The 16,641-nt window shown below is 74.6% G+C and carries 14 protein-coding genes and 1 pseudogene; 8 read left to right on the top strand and 7 right to left on the bottom strand.

The genetic code is table 11. The features are described from left to right. Positions 1 to 97: 97 nt before the first annotated feature. Positions 98 to 1,309 carry a non-homologous end joining protein Ku gene (gene ku / locus IHE55_RS10960; RefSeq protein ID WP_197991932.1) on the bottom strand — a complete coding sequence of 404 codons (1,212 nt, stop codon included), beginning with the start codon at positions 1,307 to 1,309 and terminating at the stop codon, positions 98 to 100. 126 nt (positions 1,310 to 1,435) lie between these two features. Between ku and ligD the strand changes: the two genes are divergently transcribed. Next, positions 1,436 to 2,329, top strand: coding sequence for a non-homologous end-joining DNA ligase (gene ligD / locus IHE55_RS10955; RefSeq protein ID WP_197988854.1), 894 nt, complete (start codon positions 1,436 to 1,438; stop codon positions 2,327 to 2,329). A 241-nt stretch (positions 2,330 to 2,570) separates the two neighbouring features. Here the strand turns inward: ligD and IHE55_RS10950 are convergent, their stop codons facing one another. Continuing rightward, positions 2,571 to 3,221 (bottom strand): TetR/AcrR family transcriptional regulator, encoded by a 651-nt coding sequence (locus IHE55_RS10950; RefSeq protein ID WP_197988853.1) that lies wholly within the window; start codon positions 3,219 to 3,221, stop codon positions 2,571 to 2,573. Positions 3,222 to 3,327: 106 nt separating this feature from the next. Between IHE55_RS10950 and IHE55_RS10945 the strand changes: the two genes are divergently transcribed. After that, positions 3,328 to 4,407 (top strand): aldo/keto reductase, encoded by a 1,080-nt coding sequence (locus IHE55_RS10945; RefSeq protein WP_197988852.1) that lies wholly within the window; start codon positions 3,328 to 3,330, stop codon positions 4,405 to 4,407. Between the two features lie 444 nt (positions 4,408 to 4,851). Next, positions 4,852 to 5,601 (top strand): hypothetical protein, encoded by a 750-nt coding sequence (locus IHE55_RS10940; protein WP_197988851.1) that lies wholly within the window; start codon positions 4,852 to 4,854, stop codon positions 5,599 to 5,601. Positions 5,602 to 5,882: 281 nt separating this feature from the next. Here IHE55_RS10940 and glpK read toward each other — a convergent pair whose 3' ends face one another. Beyond that, a complete protein-coding gene (gene glpK / locus IHE55_RS10935) occupies positions 5,883 to 7,400 on the bottom strand; it encodes a glycerol kinase GlpK (protein WP_197988850.1) in 1,518 nt (505 codons plus the stop codon). A gap of 72 nt (positions 7,401 to 7,472) precedes the next feature. After that, positions 7,473 to 8,312, bottom strand: coding sequence for an MIP/aquaporin family protein (locus tag IHE55_RS10930; RefSeq protein WP_197988849.1), 840 nt, complete (start codon positions 8,310 to 8,312; stop codon positions 7,473 to 7,475). Positions 8,313 to 8,718: 406 nt separating this feature from the next. Here IHE55_RS10930 and IHE55_RS10925 point away from each other — a divergent pair, with 406 nt between their 5' ends. The 3 genes and pseudogenes from IHE55_RS10925 (at position 8,719) to IHE55_RS10915 (ending at position 11,928) form a co-directional block, all read left to right on the top strand. Beyond that, a complete protein-coding gene (locus tag IHE55_RS10925; protein ID WP_197988848.1) occupies positions 8,719 to 9,030 on the top strand; it encodes a 4a-hydroxytetrahydrobiopterin dehydratase in 312 nt (103 codons plus the stop codon). A gap of 309 nt (positions 9,031 to 9,339) precedes the next feature. Continuing rightward, positions 9,340 to 9,828 carry an RICIN domain-containing protein gene (locus tag IHE55_RS10920; protein WP_197988847.1) on the top strand — a complete coding sequence of 163 codons (489 nt, stop codon included), beginning with the start codon at positions 9,340 to 9,342 and terminating at the stop codon, positions 9,826 to 9,828. 563 nt (positions 9,829 to 10,391) lie between these two features. Further along, positions 10,392 to 11,928 (top strand): annotated as a pseudogene (locus tag IHE55_RS10915) (PP2C family protein-serine/threonine phosphatase). Positions 11,929 to 12,027: 99 nt separating this feature from the next. Here the strand turns inward: IHE55_RS10915 and IHE55_RS10910 are convergent. Continuing rightward, positions 12,028 to 12,963: a phosphotransferase family protein gene (locus IHE55_RS10910; RefSeq protein WP_197988845.1), complete on the bottom strand. Its 936-nt coding sequence runs from the start codon at positions 12,961 to 12,963 to the stop codon at positions 12,028 to 12,030. Positions 12,964 to 13,225: 262 nt separating this feature from the next. Continuing rightward, positions 13,226 to 13,792, bottom strand: coding sequence for a DinB family protein (locus tag IHE55_RS10905; RefSeq protein WP_197988844.1), 567 nt, complete (start codon positions 13,790 to 13,792; stop codon positions 13,226 to 13,228). Positions 13,793 to 14,263: 471 nt separating this feature from the next. Between IHE55_RS10905 and IHE55_RS10900 the strand changes: the two genes are divergently transcribed. After that, positions 14,264 to 14,698 carry a hypothetical protein gene (locus IHE55_RS10900; RefSeq protein WP_197988843.1) on the top strand — a complete coding sequence of 145 codons (435 nt, stop codon included), beginning with the start codon at positions 14,264 to 14,266 and terminating at the stop codon, positions 14,696 to 14,698. A 347-nt stretch (positions 14,699 to 15,045) separates the two neighbouring features. Here IHE55_RS10900 and IHE55_RS10895 read toward each other — a convergent pair whose 3' ends face one another. Further along, positions 15,046 to 15,873: an oxidoreductase gene (locus IHE55_RS10895; protein WP_197988842.1), complete on the bottom strand. Its 828-nt coding sequence runs from the start codon at positions 15,871 to 15,873 to the stop codon at positions 15,046 to 15,048. 93 nt (positions 15,874 to 15,966) lie between these two features. Here IHE55_RS10895 and IHE55_RS10890 point away from each other — a divergent pair, with 93 nt between their 5' ends. Continuing rightward, on the top strand, positions 15,967 to 16,473 hold the full coding sequence (locus tag IHE55_RS10890; RefSeq protein WP_197988841.1) for a MerR family transcriptional regulator: 507 nt from the start codon (positions 15,967 to 15,969) through the stop codon (positions 16,471 to 16,473). Positions 16,474 to 16,641 lie beyond the last annotated feature (168 nt).

The following is a 16,641-nucleotide window of genomic DNA, read 5'->3' as shown; positions in this document are numbered from 1 at the left end:
CGGGCGCGGCGCGGACCGGGGTGGGCCCGGTGGTCCGGCGGGTCCGGGTGGGGCCCGGGGCCCCGCCGGCCGGCCGGGCCCCGGAGCGGTCAGCGGTTCACGAGGCCTTCCTGGTCCTGCGGCCCGAGGCGGTCTTCTTCGCGGTGGACTTCGAGGCCGTCTTCGAGGCCGACTTCGCGGCGGTTTTCGGGGCCGTCTTCGCGGCCGTCTTCCCGGTGGTCTTCGAGGCGGTCCCGGCGGTGCTCTTCGCGGCGCTCGCGCCGGCACTCCTGCCGGTGTCCTTCGCGGTGCTCCCGGTGCTCCCGGCGGTGGTCTTCTTCGTGGTGGTCTTCTTCGCGGCGGTCTTCTTCGGCGGTGTCTTCCGGGCGGCCGGCTTCCCGCCGTCCGCCGTCCGCTTCCCGTCCCCGGCGGCCCGCCGGGCCGGGGCCTTCTTCTCCGCCGTCCCGGCCGCCGACCGGCGTCCGCGCAGCGCGGTGACGGTCGCCCCGGCGCCCTCTTCGTCCGTCCCCGCCTCCTCCGCCGTCCCGCCACGGGACCGGCGGGCGCTGCGGACGCTGTCCTGGAGCGCCGCCATCAGATCGACGATCTGGCCGGTCTCCGGCGGGGCCTCGGCCTCCGCGGCCGGGGCGGCGCCGGAGACCTTGGCCGCGACCATCTCCTCCAGCGCCTGGTGGTACTCGTCGTGCAGCGACTCCGGATCGACCTCGCCGAGCGTCGCCATCAGGGTGTCCGCCAGGTCCAGCTCGGCCTCCCGGACGCTGACCTTCGCGGTCGGTGCCATGCCCGCGCTGTCGCGCACCTCGTCCGGCCAGACCAGCCGGTGCAGGGTGAGGGTGTCGTCCACCACCCGGAGCATCCCCAGCCGTTCCCGGCCGCGGTGGGCGTACTTGGCGATCGCCACCTTGCCGCCGCGCTTGAGCGCCTCGCGCAGCAGGACGTACGGCTTGGCCGCGGCGGCGCCGTTGGCGCCCAGGTAGTAGGCGTCGGCCATCTGGAGCGGGTCGATCTCGGAGGCCGGTACGAACGCCTCGATCTCCAGCGTGTGGGTGGTGGGCAGCGGCAGCGCGGCCAGGTCGTCCTCGGTGATCGGGATGAGGCTGCCGTCGGCGTCCTCGTACGCCCGGCCGATCTCGTCCGGGGCGACCGGCTCGTCCTCCAGCTCGCACACCTTGCGGTAGCGGATGCGGCCCTGGTCGGCGGTGTGGATCTGTTTGAAGGACACCGTGTGGGAGTCCTCGGTGGCCGCGTACATCTTGATCGGGATGCTGACCAGACCGAACGAAATGGTGCCGTTCCAGATCGATCGCATCATCCATCCCTTTCGTGGCCCGCGGCTCCACGGTCCATCGGGGACGTCCGTGTCACCTGCGCCGGTGCCGGTGAGGTTGCAGGAGGGTTTGGGCGGCTTTGGGGGGTTTCATGAGATTCTTATCGTATGCCGCCGATCACGGAGGTGGAGGGGCGACGACTGGCCCTCCGGAATCTCGACAAGGTCATTCATCCGGCCACCGGGACCACCAAGGGCGAGCTGCTGCACTACCTCGCCGCCACGGCGGACGCGCTGCTGCCGCACCTGTACGGGCGGCCGCTGGCCTTTCTGCGCTATCCGGACGGGCCGGACGGCGAGAAGTTCTTCACCAAGAACCCCCCGCCCGGCACGCCCGGCTGGGTGAAGACCGCCGAGGTACGGCGGCACGAGGGGCGCACCGCCCGGCAGGTGCTCGTGGCCGACCTGCCCACGCTGATGTGGGTGGCGAACCTGGTGGTGGAGTTCCACGTGCCGATGTGGCGGGTGGACCAGGGGCACGGCCTCGCCGACCGGCTGGTCTTCGACCTGGACCCCGGCGCCCCGGCCACCATCGTGCAGTGCTGCGAGGTGGCCGGCTGGCTGCGGCGGCGGCTGGAACGGGACGGGCTGCGCGTCTACGCCAAGACCAGCGGCTCCAAGGGGCTCCACCTGCTCGCCCCGCTGCGGCCGACCGAGTCCGCGCGGGCCACCGCCTACGCCAAGCGGCTGGCCGTGGAGGCCGAACGGGCCATGCCGGAGCTGGCGCTGCACCGGATGAAGCGGGCGCTGCGGCCGGGCAAGGTCTTCGTGGACTTCAGCCAGAACGCCGCCGCCAAGACCACCGCCGCGCCGTACACCCCGCGTGCGCAGCCCATGCCCACCGTCTCCACCCCGGTCACCTGGGAGGAGATCGCGGACTGCGACAGCCCGGAGCGGCTGAGCTTCCGCATCGAGGACATCCCCGCCCGCCTCGACCGGTACGGGGACCTCCTCGGCCCGCTCCTCGACCCGGCCGCCGGCCACGAACTGCCGCCGGACTGACCGCGGGCGGCAGCCCGGCGGCCGGGTCCGCATCCGGTGGGCCCGCGCCCGAGCTGGTTGGGCCCGCGCCCGGACCGGTTGGGCCCGCGCCCGGGCCGGGTGGGCCCGTGCCCGGCGCCCCGGCCGCGGGCCGCCGTGTCCCGTGCCCGCACCCGGCGCCCCGACCGCATGCCCGGCCCCGACCCCGTAGGCGCCCGGCGCCCCGGCCCCGTACCCGATGGTTCCCGGCCCGGGGCACCGTTCAGGTGGTGGGCCCCGGTCCGGTGGCCGCGTCCCCGCCGGGTGCGGCGAAACAGCCGGCGCGCGCCGCGGTCACCGCCGCCTCGGCGGCCCGTTCGGCCGCCGCCTCGTCGGGCGGGGTGCCGGTGGTCAGCAGCCGGTAGTACAGCGGGGCGGAGACGGCGCGGATCACCTCCGCCGCGTCGGTGCCCGGCGGCACCTCGCCCCGTTCGGCGGCCAGGGTCACGCACGGGGCCCACTCCGCCACCCGGGTCTCGTAGAAGCGGCGCAGCGCCTCGGCGGTCCGCCCGTCGGTGGTGGCGGCGGCGATCACCGCCTTGAACAGCGCGCCCTGCCGTGGGTCGGCGAGGGTGCGCCGCACCAGCTCGGCGTTGGCCTTGAGGTCGCCCGCCAGGGAGCCGGTGTCGGTGCGCGGCAGGGACTGCTCCGCCATGTCGCCCAGCAGGTCGGCCACCAGCCCGGCAACGGTGCCCCACCGCCGGTACACGGTGGTCTTCCCCACCTCCGCGCGGCGCGCGATGTCCGCCAGGTCCAGCCGGTCGAAGCCCTGCTCGGCCAGTGCGTCCCCGGCCGCCTCCAGGACCGCCGCCCGTACCCGGGCCGTCCGTCCGCCGGGGCGCACCGTCCCCGGTTCGCCGCACTCACGCACCATAACGGTTCTCCAGTTCCATTAGCTCGGGATCGTCTGCTACGTTGTTCCCATCCTAAAGGAACCCCGGTTCCATTAATCCTTGTGACTCGTTGTGGAGGCGATCGCCATGGAGTACCGGCAGCTGGGCGCGTCCGGACTGAAGGTTCCCGCCCTGAGCTTCGGAGCCGGCACCTTCGGCGGCCAGGGCCCGCTCTTCGGCGCCTGGGGCACCACCGACGCCCGCCAGGCGCGCCGGCTGGTGGACATCTGCCTGGAGGCGGGCATCACGATGTTCGACACCGCGGACGTGTACTCGTCCGGCGCCTCGGAGGAGGTGCTGGGCGCGGCGATCAAGGGCCGTCGCGACCAGGTGCTGCTGTCCACCAAGGCCGGCCTGCCGATGGGTGACGGCCCCGGCGACGCGGGGACCAGCCGCTCCCGGCTGATCCGGGCCACCGAGGACGCGCTGCGCCGGCTGGGCACCGACCACATCGACCTCTTCCAGCTCCACGCCTACGACGCCTCGACCCCGGTCGAGGAGGTGCTCGGCACCCTCGACCAGCTGGTCCGGGACGGGAAGATCCGTTACACCGGGGTCTCCAACTTCGCCGGCTGGCAGCTGATGAAGTCGCTCGCCGCCGCCGACCGGCTGGGGTACCCGCGGTACACCGCCCACCAGGTGTACTACTCGCTGGTCGGCCGGGACTACGAGTGGGAACTGATGCCGCTCGGCCAGGACCAGGGCGTCGGCGCGATGGTGTGGAGCCCGCTCGGCTGGGGCCGCCTCACCGGCAAGCTGCGCCGCGGCCGTCCGCTGCCGGCCGGCAGCCGGCTCCACCGGACCGCCGACTACGGGCCGCCGGTGGCGGACGAGGACCTGTTCCGCGTGGTGGACGCGCTGGACGAGGTGGCGGCGGAGACCGGCCGGACGGTGCCGCAGGTCGCGCTCGCCTGGCTGCTGCGGCGCCCCACGGTCGCCTCCGTCATCATCGGCGCCCGCGACGAGGAGCAGCTCCGGCAGAACATCGGCGCGGTGGGCTGGGAGCTGACCGACGAGCAGGTGGCCCGGTTGGACGCGGCGAGCGGCAAACCGGCGCCGTACCCCCACTTCCCCTACGAGCGCCAGGAGGGCTTCGCCCGGCTCAGCCCCCCGCTCTTCCCCTACCGTCCCGGCGCGGCGGCGGACGCCGGGAGCGCGGAGGCGTGACCCGCGCCCACCGGCCGGTGGCGGGCGCTACGCCGGGCCCGGCCCGGGGCCGGGAACAGGCGGTGGCCCGGGGGCGGCCCGGCCACCGGCCCGGCGCCCCGGGACGGTCCGTGACCCGCGGCCGTCCGGCCCACGGCGCCGGACCCGGGTGTGTCCCGTCCACTGGCGCGGGACCCGGGCGCGCCGCGCCCACCGGCCCGGACCCGGGCGCGTTCCGCCACCGGCCCCGGAACCTGGGGTGTCCCGGGCACCGGAGGTGTCCCTCCACCGGCCCGGTACGCCGAGGTGCGGCCGGTGGCCACCGGCACCTACCGGTCCACCAGCACCTACCGGTCCACCGGCACCTACCGGTCAACCGGCACCGGGCCGGTGTCACCGGCGGGTTCCGGCGACACCGGCCGATGGCACCGGCGCCGGGCCGGGCCGGTACGTGATGATGCGTCCATGAGACGTCAACGGCGCATCCTCACCGCCCTGCTGCTCGTCACCGTGCCCGGCGCGGTGACCGCCTGCGGGGACAGCTCCGCCGCCGACGGTCCGGCGGACCCCGGCCGCCCCTCCGCCGCCACCGCCTCACCGGGCGCCGACCGCGCCGAACTCGCCCGGCGGGCCGCGGCGCTGGGCACCCGGCTCGACATGGTGTACGTCATCGACCTCCCCGGTTTCGAGCCGGCCCCGCAGTCGGTCGGCGTCATCGGCGACCACGGTTTCCAGAGCGCCTACGTACGGAAGGCGGGCGGGACCGTGCTGCTCTCGGTGGACGAGGCCCGTGGCGCCGGTGCCGCCTGCGCCACCCCGCCGGCCGGTGCCCCCGCCGGGAAGGGCTCCTCCGCCGGTGGTTTCGCCACCGACCGTCCCGCCACCGACCGTCCCGCCACCCCGCCGGCCTCCGCAGGCCCGGCCGAGCAGTGCGAGGCGGACGGCGGGAACTGGTACCGGGCCACCGCCGCGGAACACGAGTACGCGCTGGAACGGGACGGCCTGGTGATCCGCCTCGCCGCCGACCGGCAGACGGTGAACCGCGCAACTCTGCGCCGGGCGGCCGGTACCGTCCACCGCGCCGACGACGCCGAACTCGCCCGGGTGCTGCCCGCCCGGCCCGGCGCCGCACAGCCCGGGGAACGCGGCGACCTGCCACGGGAGGGGGACGGCGCCCCGGTCGATCCGGTGGACCCCGAGCGGGCCGGCGGCTGACCCCCGGACGCGCCCAAGCCGTTCCCCACCCCCTGCACCCCTGGTCCCCGGCGCCCCGTCCCTCCGGGCCCCGGGGCGGTACGGGCCCGACCGGCCGGGGCGCGGACCGGTCCGCCGCGTCTTGGCCCAGCCGGCCCGCGCCGGGCCCGTACCGCCACATCACCCCGCCGGGCCACCCCCCGCCGTCGCTCCGCCAGGTCGCCCCTGTCACCGTCACCCCGCCGGGCCACCCCCACACCATCACCCCGCCGCCCCGCACCGCCCCGCCGCCGTCACCCCCGTCACGACACCGGTGCCCAGTCCAGGCTCCGCTCCACCGCCTTCCGCCACCCCGCGTACCCCTCGGCGCGGCGCTCCTCGCTCCACCGCGGCTCCCACCGCTTCGACTCCTGCCAGTGCGAACGGAGTTCCTCGGTGTCCCGCCAGAAGCCGGTGGCCAGCCCGGCGGCGTAGGCGGCACCCAGGGCGGTGGTCTCGGCCACCACCGGGCGGCTCACCGGCACGCCCAGCACATCGGCCTGGATCTGCATGCACAGGTCGTTGGCGGTCACCCCGCCGTCCACCCGGAGCACGTCCAGGTGGACCCCGGAGTCCTGTTCCATCGCGTCCACCACGTCCCGGCTCTGGTAGCAGATCGCCTCCAGGGTGGCCCGGGCCAGGTGCTCTCCGGTGTGGTAGCGGGACAGGCCCACGATCGCGCCCCGTGCGTCGGAGCGCCAGTACGGGGCGAACAGCCCGGAGAACGCCGGGACGAAGTACATGCCGCCGTTGTCCTCCACCGCGGCGGCCAGCCGCTCGCTGTCCGCCGCCTCCTTGATGATCTTCAGCTGGTCGCGGAGCCACTGGACCGCGGCGCCGGTGACCGCGATGGACCCCTCCAGCGCGTAGACCGCCGGGCTGCCCGCGAACTGGTACGCCACCGTGGTCAGCAGCCCCGACCGGGAACGCACCAGCTCCTCACCGGTGTTGAGGACGAGGAAGTTGCCGGTGCCGTAGGTGTTCTTCGCCTCGCCGGGGGAGAAGCACACCTGCCCCACGGTCGCCGCCTGCTGGTCGCCCAGCACCCCGGCGATGGGGATGGCGGCCCGCAACGGCCGGGAGGTGCGGGCCTGGCCGAACGCCTCCGGGTGGGCGGACGGGTGGATGCGCGGCAGCATGGCCCGCGGCACCCCGAAGATCTCCAGCAGCTCGTCGTCCCAGTCCAGCGTCTCCAGGTCCATCAGCATGGTGCGGCTGGCGTTGGTCACGTCCGTGGCGTGCACCCCGCCGTTCGGGCCTCCGGTGAGGTTCCACAGCACCCAGGCGTCGGTGTTCCCGAAGAGCGCGTGCCCCCGCTCGGCGGCCTCGCGCAGCCCGGGGACATTCTCCAGCAGCCACTTGATCTTCCCGCCGGAGAAGTACGTCGCCGGGGGCAGCCCCGCCTTCCGCCGGATCACCTCGCCGCGCCCGTCCCGCTCCAGCGCGGCGGCGATGGCGTCGGTCCGGGTGTCCTGCCAGACGATGGCGTTGTAGTACGGAAGGCCGGTCCGCGGGTCCCAGACCACCGTGGTCTCCCGCTGGTTGGTGATGCCGATCGCGTGCAGGTCCGAGGCGGAGAGCCCGCCCGCCCGGATGGCGTTCTGGATCACCGTGTTGGTGCGCTCCCAGATCTCCACCGGGTCGTGCTCCACCCAGCCGGAGCGGGGCAGGATCTGCCGGTGCTCCAGCTGGTGCCGGGCCACCTCGTTGCCGGAGTGGTCGAAGATCATGAACCGGGTGCTGGTGGTCCCCTGGTCCACCGCGCCGACGAACTCGGGCATCGCTGCCGCCTCTCTGGTACTCGGGCCGTGCGGGGATGCGGCCACTCGGGCCGTACGGGAGGGCGCGGCTGTTCAGGCCGTGCGGGGGGTGCGGCCGGGTTCCTGCTGCTCCGGCACCGGCAGATAGCGGCTGATGAACAGCTTGTACAGCAGCGCGCCGAGCGGTCCGCCGATCAGAGGCCCGACGATGGGCACCCAGAAGTACAGATCGCCGTGCTGATCCCGCCACGCCCCGTCGTACCCGGTGAGGAACTGCGCCAGCCGGGGACCGAAGTCACGGGCCGGGTTGATGGCGTAGCCGGCGTCGGTGCCCCAGGCCATACCGATCGCCACCACGATCAGGCCGATGATGAACGGGCCGAGGTTCGCCGCCGGCGGCGTGTTCAGCAGGTCCGTCACCGCGAAGATCAGCAGCATCAGGAGCGCGGTGCCGATGATCTGGTCGCGCAGCGCTCCCCACTCGCTCACCGGGAGGGTGCCGTTGCCGGGCAGCGTGGAGAACACGCCCTGGGTCTTGATGGTGTGCCCGGGATCGGCGGCGGCCAGCGTCTCGGTGTAGTTCCAGCGCACCAGCAGCGCCGCCACGAACGCGCCGGCCGTCTGCGCCAGCGCGTAGGGGGCCACCTTCCGCCACGGGAAGCCCTTGAAGAGGGCGAGGGAGAGGGTCACCGCCGGATTGATGTGGGCACCGCTGAGCCGCGCCGCCACGTAGACGCCGAGGGTGACGCCGAGGCCCCACGCCCAGGCGATGCTGTCGTGGTCGCCCAGCCCGCCGTCGGTCAGCGCCCCGCCCGCCACCACCTGCGCGACCACGCCGCAGCCGAACAGGATGAGGACCATGGTGCCCGCGAACTCGGCGGACAGCTCACCGATGAGCCCGGACCGTCTGGTCCGGGTGGCATCTTCAGACATGGGTACCCGCTTCCCGGGGGACGTGAGTGGCGTGCCGGAAACGTCCCGTCCATCCTCGGTCGCACCCCCCGCCGCCGCCCGCCGAGCGCACCCATCCGTGGGCGCCGGCCCTCCGTCGCCGACGGAACGGTCCGTCGTGACGGAACGGTCCGCCGTGGGGACGGCCCGCCCGGTCCGGGAGCCGCCTCCCGCGGCCCGGCCCCGTCCGCTCGGGGCGCCGGCGCGGCCGGCGGTCCGCCCGCGTGCCGGACTGGAAGGACCGGCCGGGACGGTGCACCGTTGAACGGCGCCCGTACGGCGCCGAAGGGCACCCTGTCTCGGCCTGCCACGGCCCTGCACACCCGACCGAGCCCACCCCACCCCACCCCACGCCACCCGGCCCGCCCCGACGCCAAGGAGTCCCGACATGGCCACCAAGCCGCTGACCGACGCCGCCCTGGAGAAGGCCCTCACCGACCTCCCCGGCTGGTCGATCCAGGAGGGCGAACTGACCAAGTCCTTCAAGGGGCCCCGGTCCGTCGTCCCGGGCCTGTACGCGGCGGTGGCCGCCGCGGAGGATGAGGCCGACCACCACGCTCGCATCACCATCCTCTACGGCACCATCACCTTCGGGCTCAACACCCATGACGCGGGCGGGGCCATCACCGCCAAGGACACCGCGATGGCGGCCCGGATCGAAGCCCTCGCCGCCGAACACGGCGTGCAGACCCAGCCCTGACCCGACCCCGCCACCGCGATCCCCGGCCCGTACGGACATGGGCCCGGCGGTACGGACATGGGCCCGGTGGTACGGGTACAGACCCGGCCGGCGGGCGTGGGGCCCCGCCCGTACCTGCCCCGGGACCCCGATGACCACCGGTCCGTCCGCCGGCGCGCCGCAAGGCGTCCCGTTTCAGGACGGATGTCCAGCGAACCCCCCTTGGCGGCGGATTGTGCCCGTCCGACGTTCACCGCGGGCCGCCGCGGCGCATGCCTTGGGAGGGACGCCGGGCGAGGCACCCGGCGCCGAAGGGAAGGGGATCTTCATATGGGACTGCGTGAGGGACTGCGCGAGGCCGTCCGGGCTCAGGGCAAGCGGTCCGCGGTGGTGCTGGCGGCGGGGCTGATGTGCTTCGCCTCCGCGGGGGGCGCCGGCGCGCAGCCCTCCGCCGAGGCGGCGGCCACCACCGTCTACCGGAACCTCGCCACCGGGCACTGTCTCGACAGCAACGGCCGGGACGTGTACCCGCACTCCTGTAACGGCGGGTCGTACCAGAAATGGGCGGTGAGCAGTTCCGGTGGCACGGTCACGCTGCGGAATCTGGCCACCGGCCACTGCCTGGACAGCAACGGCCGGGACGTCTATCCGCACTCCTGCAACGGGGGTTCGTACCAGAAGTGGACGGTGAGCAGTTCGGGCGGCACGGTCACGCTGCGGAATCTGGCCACCGGCCACTGTCTCGACAGCAACGGCCGGGACGTCTATCCGCACTCCTGCAACGGCGGGTCGTACCAGAAGTGGACGCCCACCGGGTGAACCGCCCCCTGCCCGGCCGCCCCGCGTCCGGTTGACACCCGCCCGCCCGGCGCCGGGGGTGGAGGTGCCCGCAGCGCCACCGCCCCGGCCCGGGCGGGCCCGTCCATGCCCCGCCCGGGCGGCCCCTGTCCACGAGCCGCCCGGGCCCGACTGTTCCGTCCGCATCGCCCGCCGTCATCCGGGGACCCCCGCGCCACCGCCCCGTCCCGCCAGGGCCCGCCCGCATCACCCCGTCACCGTCACCCGGGGACACACCCGCACCACGCCATCGCCCCGGTCACCAGAGCCCGTCCACATCACCCCGGGCACCCGCTCCCGTCCACATCACCCCCGTCACCCGGGGACACCCACGCCACCGCCCCGTTCCGCCCGGCCCGTCCGCGGCTGCCGGAATGTCCGGTCCGCCGCTCCTCTCCCGGGTTCGGCCGCGCCCTCCGGTATGTTCCGCCCACCTCCGGCCGCGAAGGCCGAATACCGCCCCCGGGTAGAACGCGCCCGGCCCCGGCCGGAGTTGATCGCGGCTACGGTGTGGCGGGACCGGTGTGGACGGAACGGAGTGCGGGATGGGAACTGGGGAAGCACCCCGGTGGCGACAGTCCGCGGACCCGCCCCCGGCACCGTGCCCCGATCCGCCGGGGCCCGGCGCCGCCACCGGGGCGGCCGGCGCGGAGGATTCCGCGGACACCCCGCCGGAGGAGCCGGCCGACCGGCTCAGGGCGCTGGCCGAGGCCAGGGACCGGCTTCAGGCACTGCTCGACGCGGTGCTGACCATCAGCCGGGAGCTGGAACTCCCGGTGGTGCTGCGCCGCATCGTCACCACCGCGATGGACCTGGTCGGCGCCCGCTACGGCGCCCTCGGCGTGCTGGACGGAACCGGCTCGCGGCTGGACCAGTTCATCACCGCCGGCCTCACCGAGCAGGAGCGCGCCGACCTGGCCGGGATCGACTTCCCGCGCGGCCGCGGCGTCCTCGGCCACCTCATCCACCACCCGCAGCCGCTGCGGCTGACCGACCTCACCGCCCACCCCGCCTCGGTCGGCTTCCCGCCCGGCCACCCCCACATGCGCACCCTGCTCGGCGCGGCGATCACCGTCCGCGGCAAGGTCTACGGCGACCTGTACCTGTCCGAACGGCACGACGGGCAGCCCTTCGACGCCCAGGACGAGGAGATCCTGGTCGCCCTCGCGGGGGCGGCGGGCATAGCCATCGCCAACGCCCGGCTCTACGAACAGGTGCACTCCGGCGCCGAGCACTTCCAGCGGCTGCTGCTGCCGGCCGTGCCCGACCTGCGGCCCTTCGAGGCGGCGGCCGTCTACCGGCCCGCCGCCCAGCCCCACCACCTGGGCGGCGACTGGTACGACACCATGCTGCTGCCGGACGGCTCCTGCGCGGCCGTCATCGGCGACGTGGTCGGACACGACCTGAACGCCGCGGCGGCCATGGCTCAGGCCCGCAACATGCTGCGCGCCCTGGTGTACGACCGGTGCACGCCGCCCAGCGAGGTCCTCCACCAGCTGGACCGCACCCTCCAGGCCATCACCGACGTCCCCGTCACCACCGCCTGCCTGGCCCGCCTGGAACCCGACCCGCCCGCCCCTGCCGGACACCCCCCGCCCCACCGGACGACTCCAGCACCCCCACCCCGCCGGACGACCCCGGACCGGGGGCGCCCCCCACCACGGCCACCGACCCGGCCACCCCCCGGCGACCCTGCCCGCCGGTGGCCCGGCCCGCACCTCCACCTGGACGCTCCACTGGAGCAGCGCCGGGCACCAGCCGCCCCTGCTGCTCACGCCGGACGGCCGCACCGAGTTCCTGTGGGGCGAGCCCGGACTCCCGCTGGGGGTGGTCCTCGACCAGGACCGGCCCGACCACCGGCACACCGTCCCGGCCGGCTCCACCGTCCTGTTCTTCACCGACGGCCTGGTCGAGCACCCGGCACACCCCCTGGACACCTCGCTGGAGGCCCTCGCCAAGCTGGCGGTGTCCTGCTCCGAGATGCCGCTGGAGGAGTTCGTCACCGCCCTGGCCGACCAGCACCCCAGCGACGGCCACGACGACATGGCCCTCCTCGCCGTCCGCATCCCGCACCCCGGCTGACCACCTCTTGCCGCCCCGCCACTGGGCCCACCGCCCCCGCGGTCCCCGACGGGCGCCGAGCCACGCGGCCGCGGAGGGACGCAGCGCCTCCGCGGCCCCTCACATCTCCCAGCCGCGCCGTTCGGCCAGCCAGCGCAGGGTGACCTCACCGCACCACGTCTGGTGCTGCCGGATGTACGGGGACCAGTCGGCCGGCGGATGGGCACCGGAGGCGAGGAAGAAGCCGGACAGCGCGGCGAGGGCGGCGTCGAGCTGTTCGTCGTCCACCCCGCGCGCGGTGGGGTGGGCGCGGAAGAGCGCGGTCGCGTCGTGCCCGTCGGCGTACGCGGTGGCCAGCAGGAGCACCAGGTCGAACCAGCTCGCGCCCAGGCAGGGCCAGTTCCAGTCACAGATCCACGCCCGCCCGTGCGGGTCGAGAAGGACGTTGTCCTGCCGCAGGTCGTGGTGGAGCACCGAGTCGCCCGCGACGGCCCGCCGCCAGTCCGTCTCCAGCCCGGCCAGCGCGTCCAGCTTCCCCGCCGGCACCCAGCCCGGGAGCCGGACCGTGTCCGGGCCGCCCGCGGCCCGGCGCCGCCAGTCGGCGAAGTCGCCGTCGGTGACCGGCCGCAGCCCCACGTCCCGCAGCCGTCCCGAGGGGACGGAGAGGGCCTCGGCGGTCACCGCGTACGCCTCCAGCACGGCGGCGAGTTCGTCCGGCCGCCACGGGGTGGCCGGCATCCGGCCGTCCCCGATCGCGTCGAAACCCAGGACGAGCCAGCCGTCCGGCTCCTCGCACCACCGGACGCGCGGCGCCGGCACCGCTGCCGGAAGCGCCCGGTTGATCAGCGCCTCGCGCCGGTAACAGTCCGCGACCACCGGGTTCGCCGTGACGTCCACCGCCTTGACGAAGCAGGCCGCGCGGGCGCCCCGGAGCACCGCGGCGTACCCGCTGGTGAATCCGCCACCGGCGCTCGGCCTCGCCACCACCGGGCCGCCGAGGTGTCCGGCGACCGTCTCCCGGACGGCGGTGGGCAGCTCGGACCAGGACGGGCGCACGGCGGTGGCCGCCTGGCGCAGGCTGGACGGGTGCCGACGAGGGCCCCGGCGGGGCTGCCGGTGGTCGCCGCCGCCGTGCGACCTCCCGCGCGACACCTTTTCCGCCCCCCGCGCACCCCGGACCGATCCCCGGCCCGCTTCCGCGCGCCCCCGGCCATCCCCGGCTCATCCCCGCCCCGCCTGCCCCATACGCCCCGCAGCCGGCCCCGGCGGACAGACCGCCACCAGACCCTGCGGGGCGCCACGTCCCCCCGACCGCCGGCTACCCCATGCTCTTGGCGCCGTCCAGGGACTCGCGGATGATGTCGGCGTGGCCGGCGTGCTGGGCGGTCTCGGCGATGAGGTGCATCAGCACCCGGCGGACCGACCACCGCGCGCCCGACTCGAACCACGGGGCCTTCGGCAGCGGCTGGGTGGCGTCCAGGTCGGGGAGGCCGGCGATCAGTTCGTCGGTCCGGCGGGCCGCCTCGGCGTAGTCGGCGAGCACGCCGGCCAGTGTCTCGCCGGGCAGCATCCGGAACTCCTCGGCCCGCCGCTGCCAGTCCTCCTCGGTCATGGCGGTGAAGTCCTCTATCCACGGGCCGTCCACGATGAACTGCGCCCAGTTCCGCTCGGCCGCGGTGACGTGCTTGATCAGACCGCCCAGGCACAGCTCGCCGGCGGTGGTCCGCAGCCCGGCCTGCTCGTCGGTGAGGTCGCGGGTGGTGAACCGCAGGAAGTGCCGCTGCTTGGCCAGGGCCTCCAGCCACTCGGCGCGCTCGCCGGTGACGGCCGGCGCACCGGCCGGGTCGTGCGTGGCCGGTTCGCTGACCTTCGTGGTCTCGCTCATGATCGCTGCCTTCCGTGGTGTGTGTTCCGCCGGGCAAGGAGGACGCTAGGGACCAACAAGGCCAGTCCTTGACCCAATTGACGCGCGGCACGGAACTTCCCGTACGGCCATCCCGCTACCCGGGCCCTGAGCGCTCCCGCCGGGCGGGCGATCACCCCACGGGTACGGACGCGCCGGGCACCTGTCCGCCGCCGGCCACCCCGGACCGGACCGCGGCCGGACCGCGGTCTTTCGCCGCTCCCGCCGCCACTGTGGTACCCCGGGTCTCCGATGCCGGGGCCCGGACGGTGACCGGGATGGCGTATGGCAAGGTATGCCGACAGCTCACGCCGGCCGTGCCCCGCGAGGAAGTCCGACCCGCGCGCACCGCCCGGATCACGACGTCTCCTGGCGGTGCCCGGACGCCGGACCGCTGCCTGCCGGGCGGAACGTTCCGCCGTCCGGTCCCGTGCAAGATCGCAGGAGTACCCCGTGAACGGAAAGCGCCGCCGATTGCTGCTGGCCGCCCTCGACCCCATGCTCGACCCCGGGGAGCAGGTCGAGGTGACCACCATCGTGAACCTGAGTTCGGTCTCGGTACGCCGGACCACCGCGTTCGCGGCGGCGTCGGCGATCGTGAGCGGCGGTGGCATGACCGTGATCCCGGCACCGACGCCGATGTACCTGGCCATGACCGACCGCCGCATCTTCACCTTCCGGGCCAACCCGACCTTCGCGAAGCCGGAGGAGCACCTGATGACGATTCCGCGCGCCGGCCTCGTCCGCACCGCGATCAAGGAGCGTGTGCTCAACTCCTCCTTCGTCGTCTCCTCGCCGGACCAGGAGCAGGGCCTGAAGATCATCTTCCCGCTGGTCGGCCGCAAGGACCGGAACGCGGTGGCGGCCGCCCTGCCCGTGGCCGGCTGACCGCCCCGGACCGGACGACGGCGGTGGTGGCCGGAGGCCGGCCACCACCCGCCGGGCCGGACACCCGGCCACCACCCGCCCCACACACGGCACGGGCCCGGTGGCCCTCCCGCTCACCGAGCGGAAGGGCCACCGGGCCGCTGCCCCGTGCCCCCGAGGGACCCCCGTGCCCCCGAGGGCCGCGCACCGGCGCCACCCGCCGCAGCAACCGAACCCCCGGCAGACGGAACCCGCACCAGGCGAAACCCGCACCGGCCGGAACCCGCACCGGCCGGAACCCGCACCGGCCGGAACCCGCACCAGCCGGAACCCGCGCGGCGGGCGGCAGCCGCCGCCTCACACAGGCCTCAGACGCCGGTGGAGAGCGCCACCTCGCGCCACTGATCCAGTTCGCGTCGCACCAGATCCAGCTTCGCCTCGACGCGCTCCACCGCGTCCGCGCCCAGCACCAGGCGCAGCGGCGGCTCGGCGGCCTCGGTGACATCGACGATGGCCCTGGCCGCCTTCGCCGGGTCGCCCGGCTGGTGACCGTTGCTCCGGATCAGCGCCTCACGCACCGGTCCCGCGCCGGTCGCGTAGTCCGGGATGGAGGCCGGCGCGACCTGGATGCTGGTGTCCTTGAGGAAGTCGGTGCGGAAGCCGCCCGGCTCCACGATCGTGACCCGGACGCCGAGCGGGGCCAGCTCGCCGTGGAGCGCCTCGGATATGCCTTCGAGGGCGAACTTCGTCGCGCCGTACAGGCCCACCGCCGGAGCGGTGGCGAAGCCACTCACCGAGCCGATGTTCAGGACGTGCCCGGACCGCTGGGCCCGCAGCGTCGGCAGGGTGGCCCGCAGGGTGTTGAGCACGCCGAACACGTTGACGTCGAACAGCTCCCGGGCCGCTTGGTCGGAGATCTCCTCGACCGCGCCCACGACGCCGTACCCGGCGTTGTTGACCACGACGTCGATCCGGCCGAACTCCGCCAGACCGGCCTCCACCGCGGCCGCCAGCTGCCCCGGGTCGGTCACGTCCGCGGTCACCGCCAGCAGCCCGTCCGGCTTCTCCGGGTACGCCCGGAACACCGCCGCCGCGTCCCTCGCCGTGGCGATCACGCGGTGCCCCCGCTCCAGCGCCTCCCGGGTGATCTCCGCGCCGAGCCCACGCGACGCACCGGTGACAAACCAAACGCTCATCTTCTCCCACATTCCGATCGCACGACTGGCCAACAACCCGACCCTAGAAACTAGAGTCGGCTCTAGATCAACCGCTGGCTGACGGGGGTGTCCATGGACCTGAGCATCGGTGAGATGGCGGAGCGCAGCGGGCTGAGCGTGCACACGCTGCGGTTCTACGAACGGGAGGGCCTGTTCGCCAACCCGGTGCGCCGCCTGGCCAACGGCCGCCGGATCTACCACGAGGAAGACGTGGAGTGGCTGGCCATCTGCACCAAACTGCGTTCCTCCGGCATGTCACTGGCGACGATCCGGCAGTACATCGACCTGGTCCGCCAAGGCCCGGGCAACGAACACGAGCGCCTGGAACTGTTGCGCCGGCACGAGGACCAGGTGCGGGCACAGCTGCGGGAGTTGCAGGAGACCTTGGACGTCGTGCGGGCCAAGGTGCGCATCTACGAGGACCACCTCGCCCGCGGCGAGGCCCACCAACTCTGGAACCCCTCCCACCGCACCCCCCGCCCCGCCCGCCCCCCGCCCAGGAGTGCCACTCCCCGGAGGGCGCCTAACCCCCGAACAACGGCGGCCAGGCGGTCCCCTCACGCCTCGCTCGCGCCCTGACCCGCCGGGGTAGTGGCGGCGGCGCATCAGGTGGAGGGTGTCCCGCACCACCACGACGGCGCTGTGGAAGACCGCTTCCCGGGCGGACCGAATTCCCGCCGGCCACCGCGCAGTCCGACGTGCGGCAAGCCGACGGCGAGTATCACCAGCTCCCCGGCGACCGACCGC

Origin of the sequence: Streptomyces pactum, assembly GCF_016031615.1 — a bacterium.
Lineage (GTDB): Bacteria > Actinomycetota > Actinomycetes > Streptomycetales > Streptomycetaceae > Streptomyces > Streptomyces pactus.
This window is presented reverse-complemented; position numbering and strand designations above follow the sequence as displayed.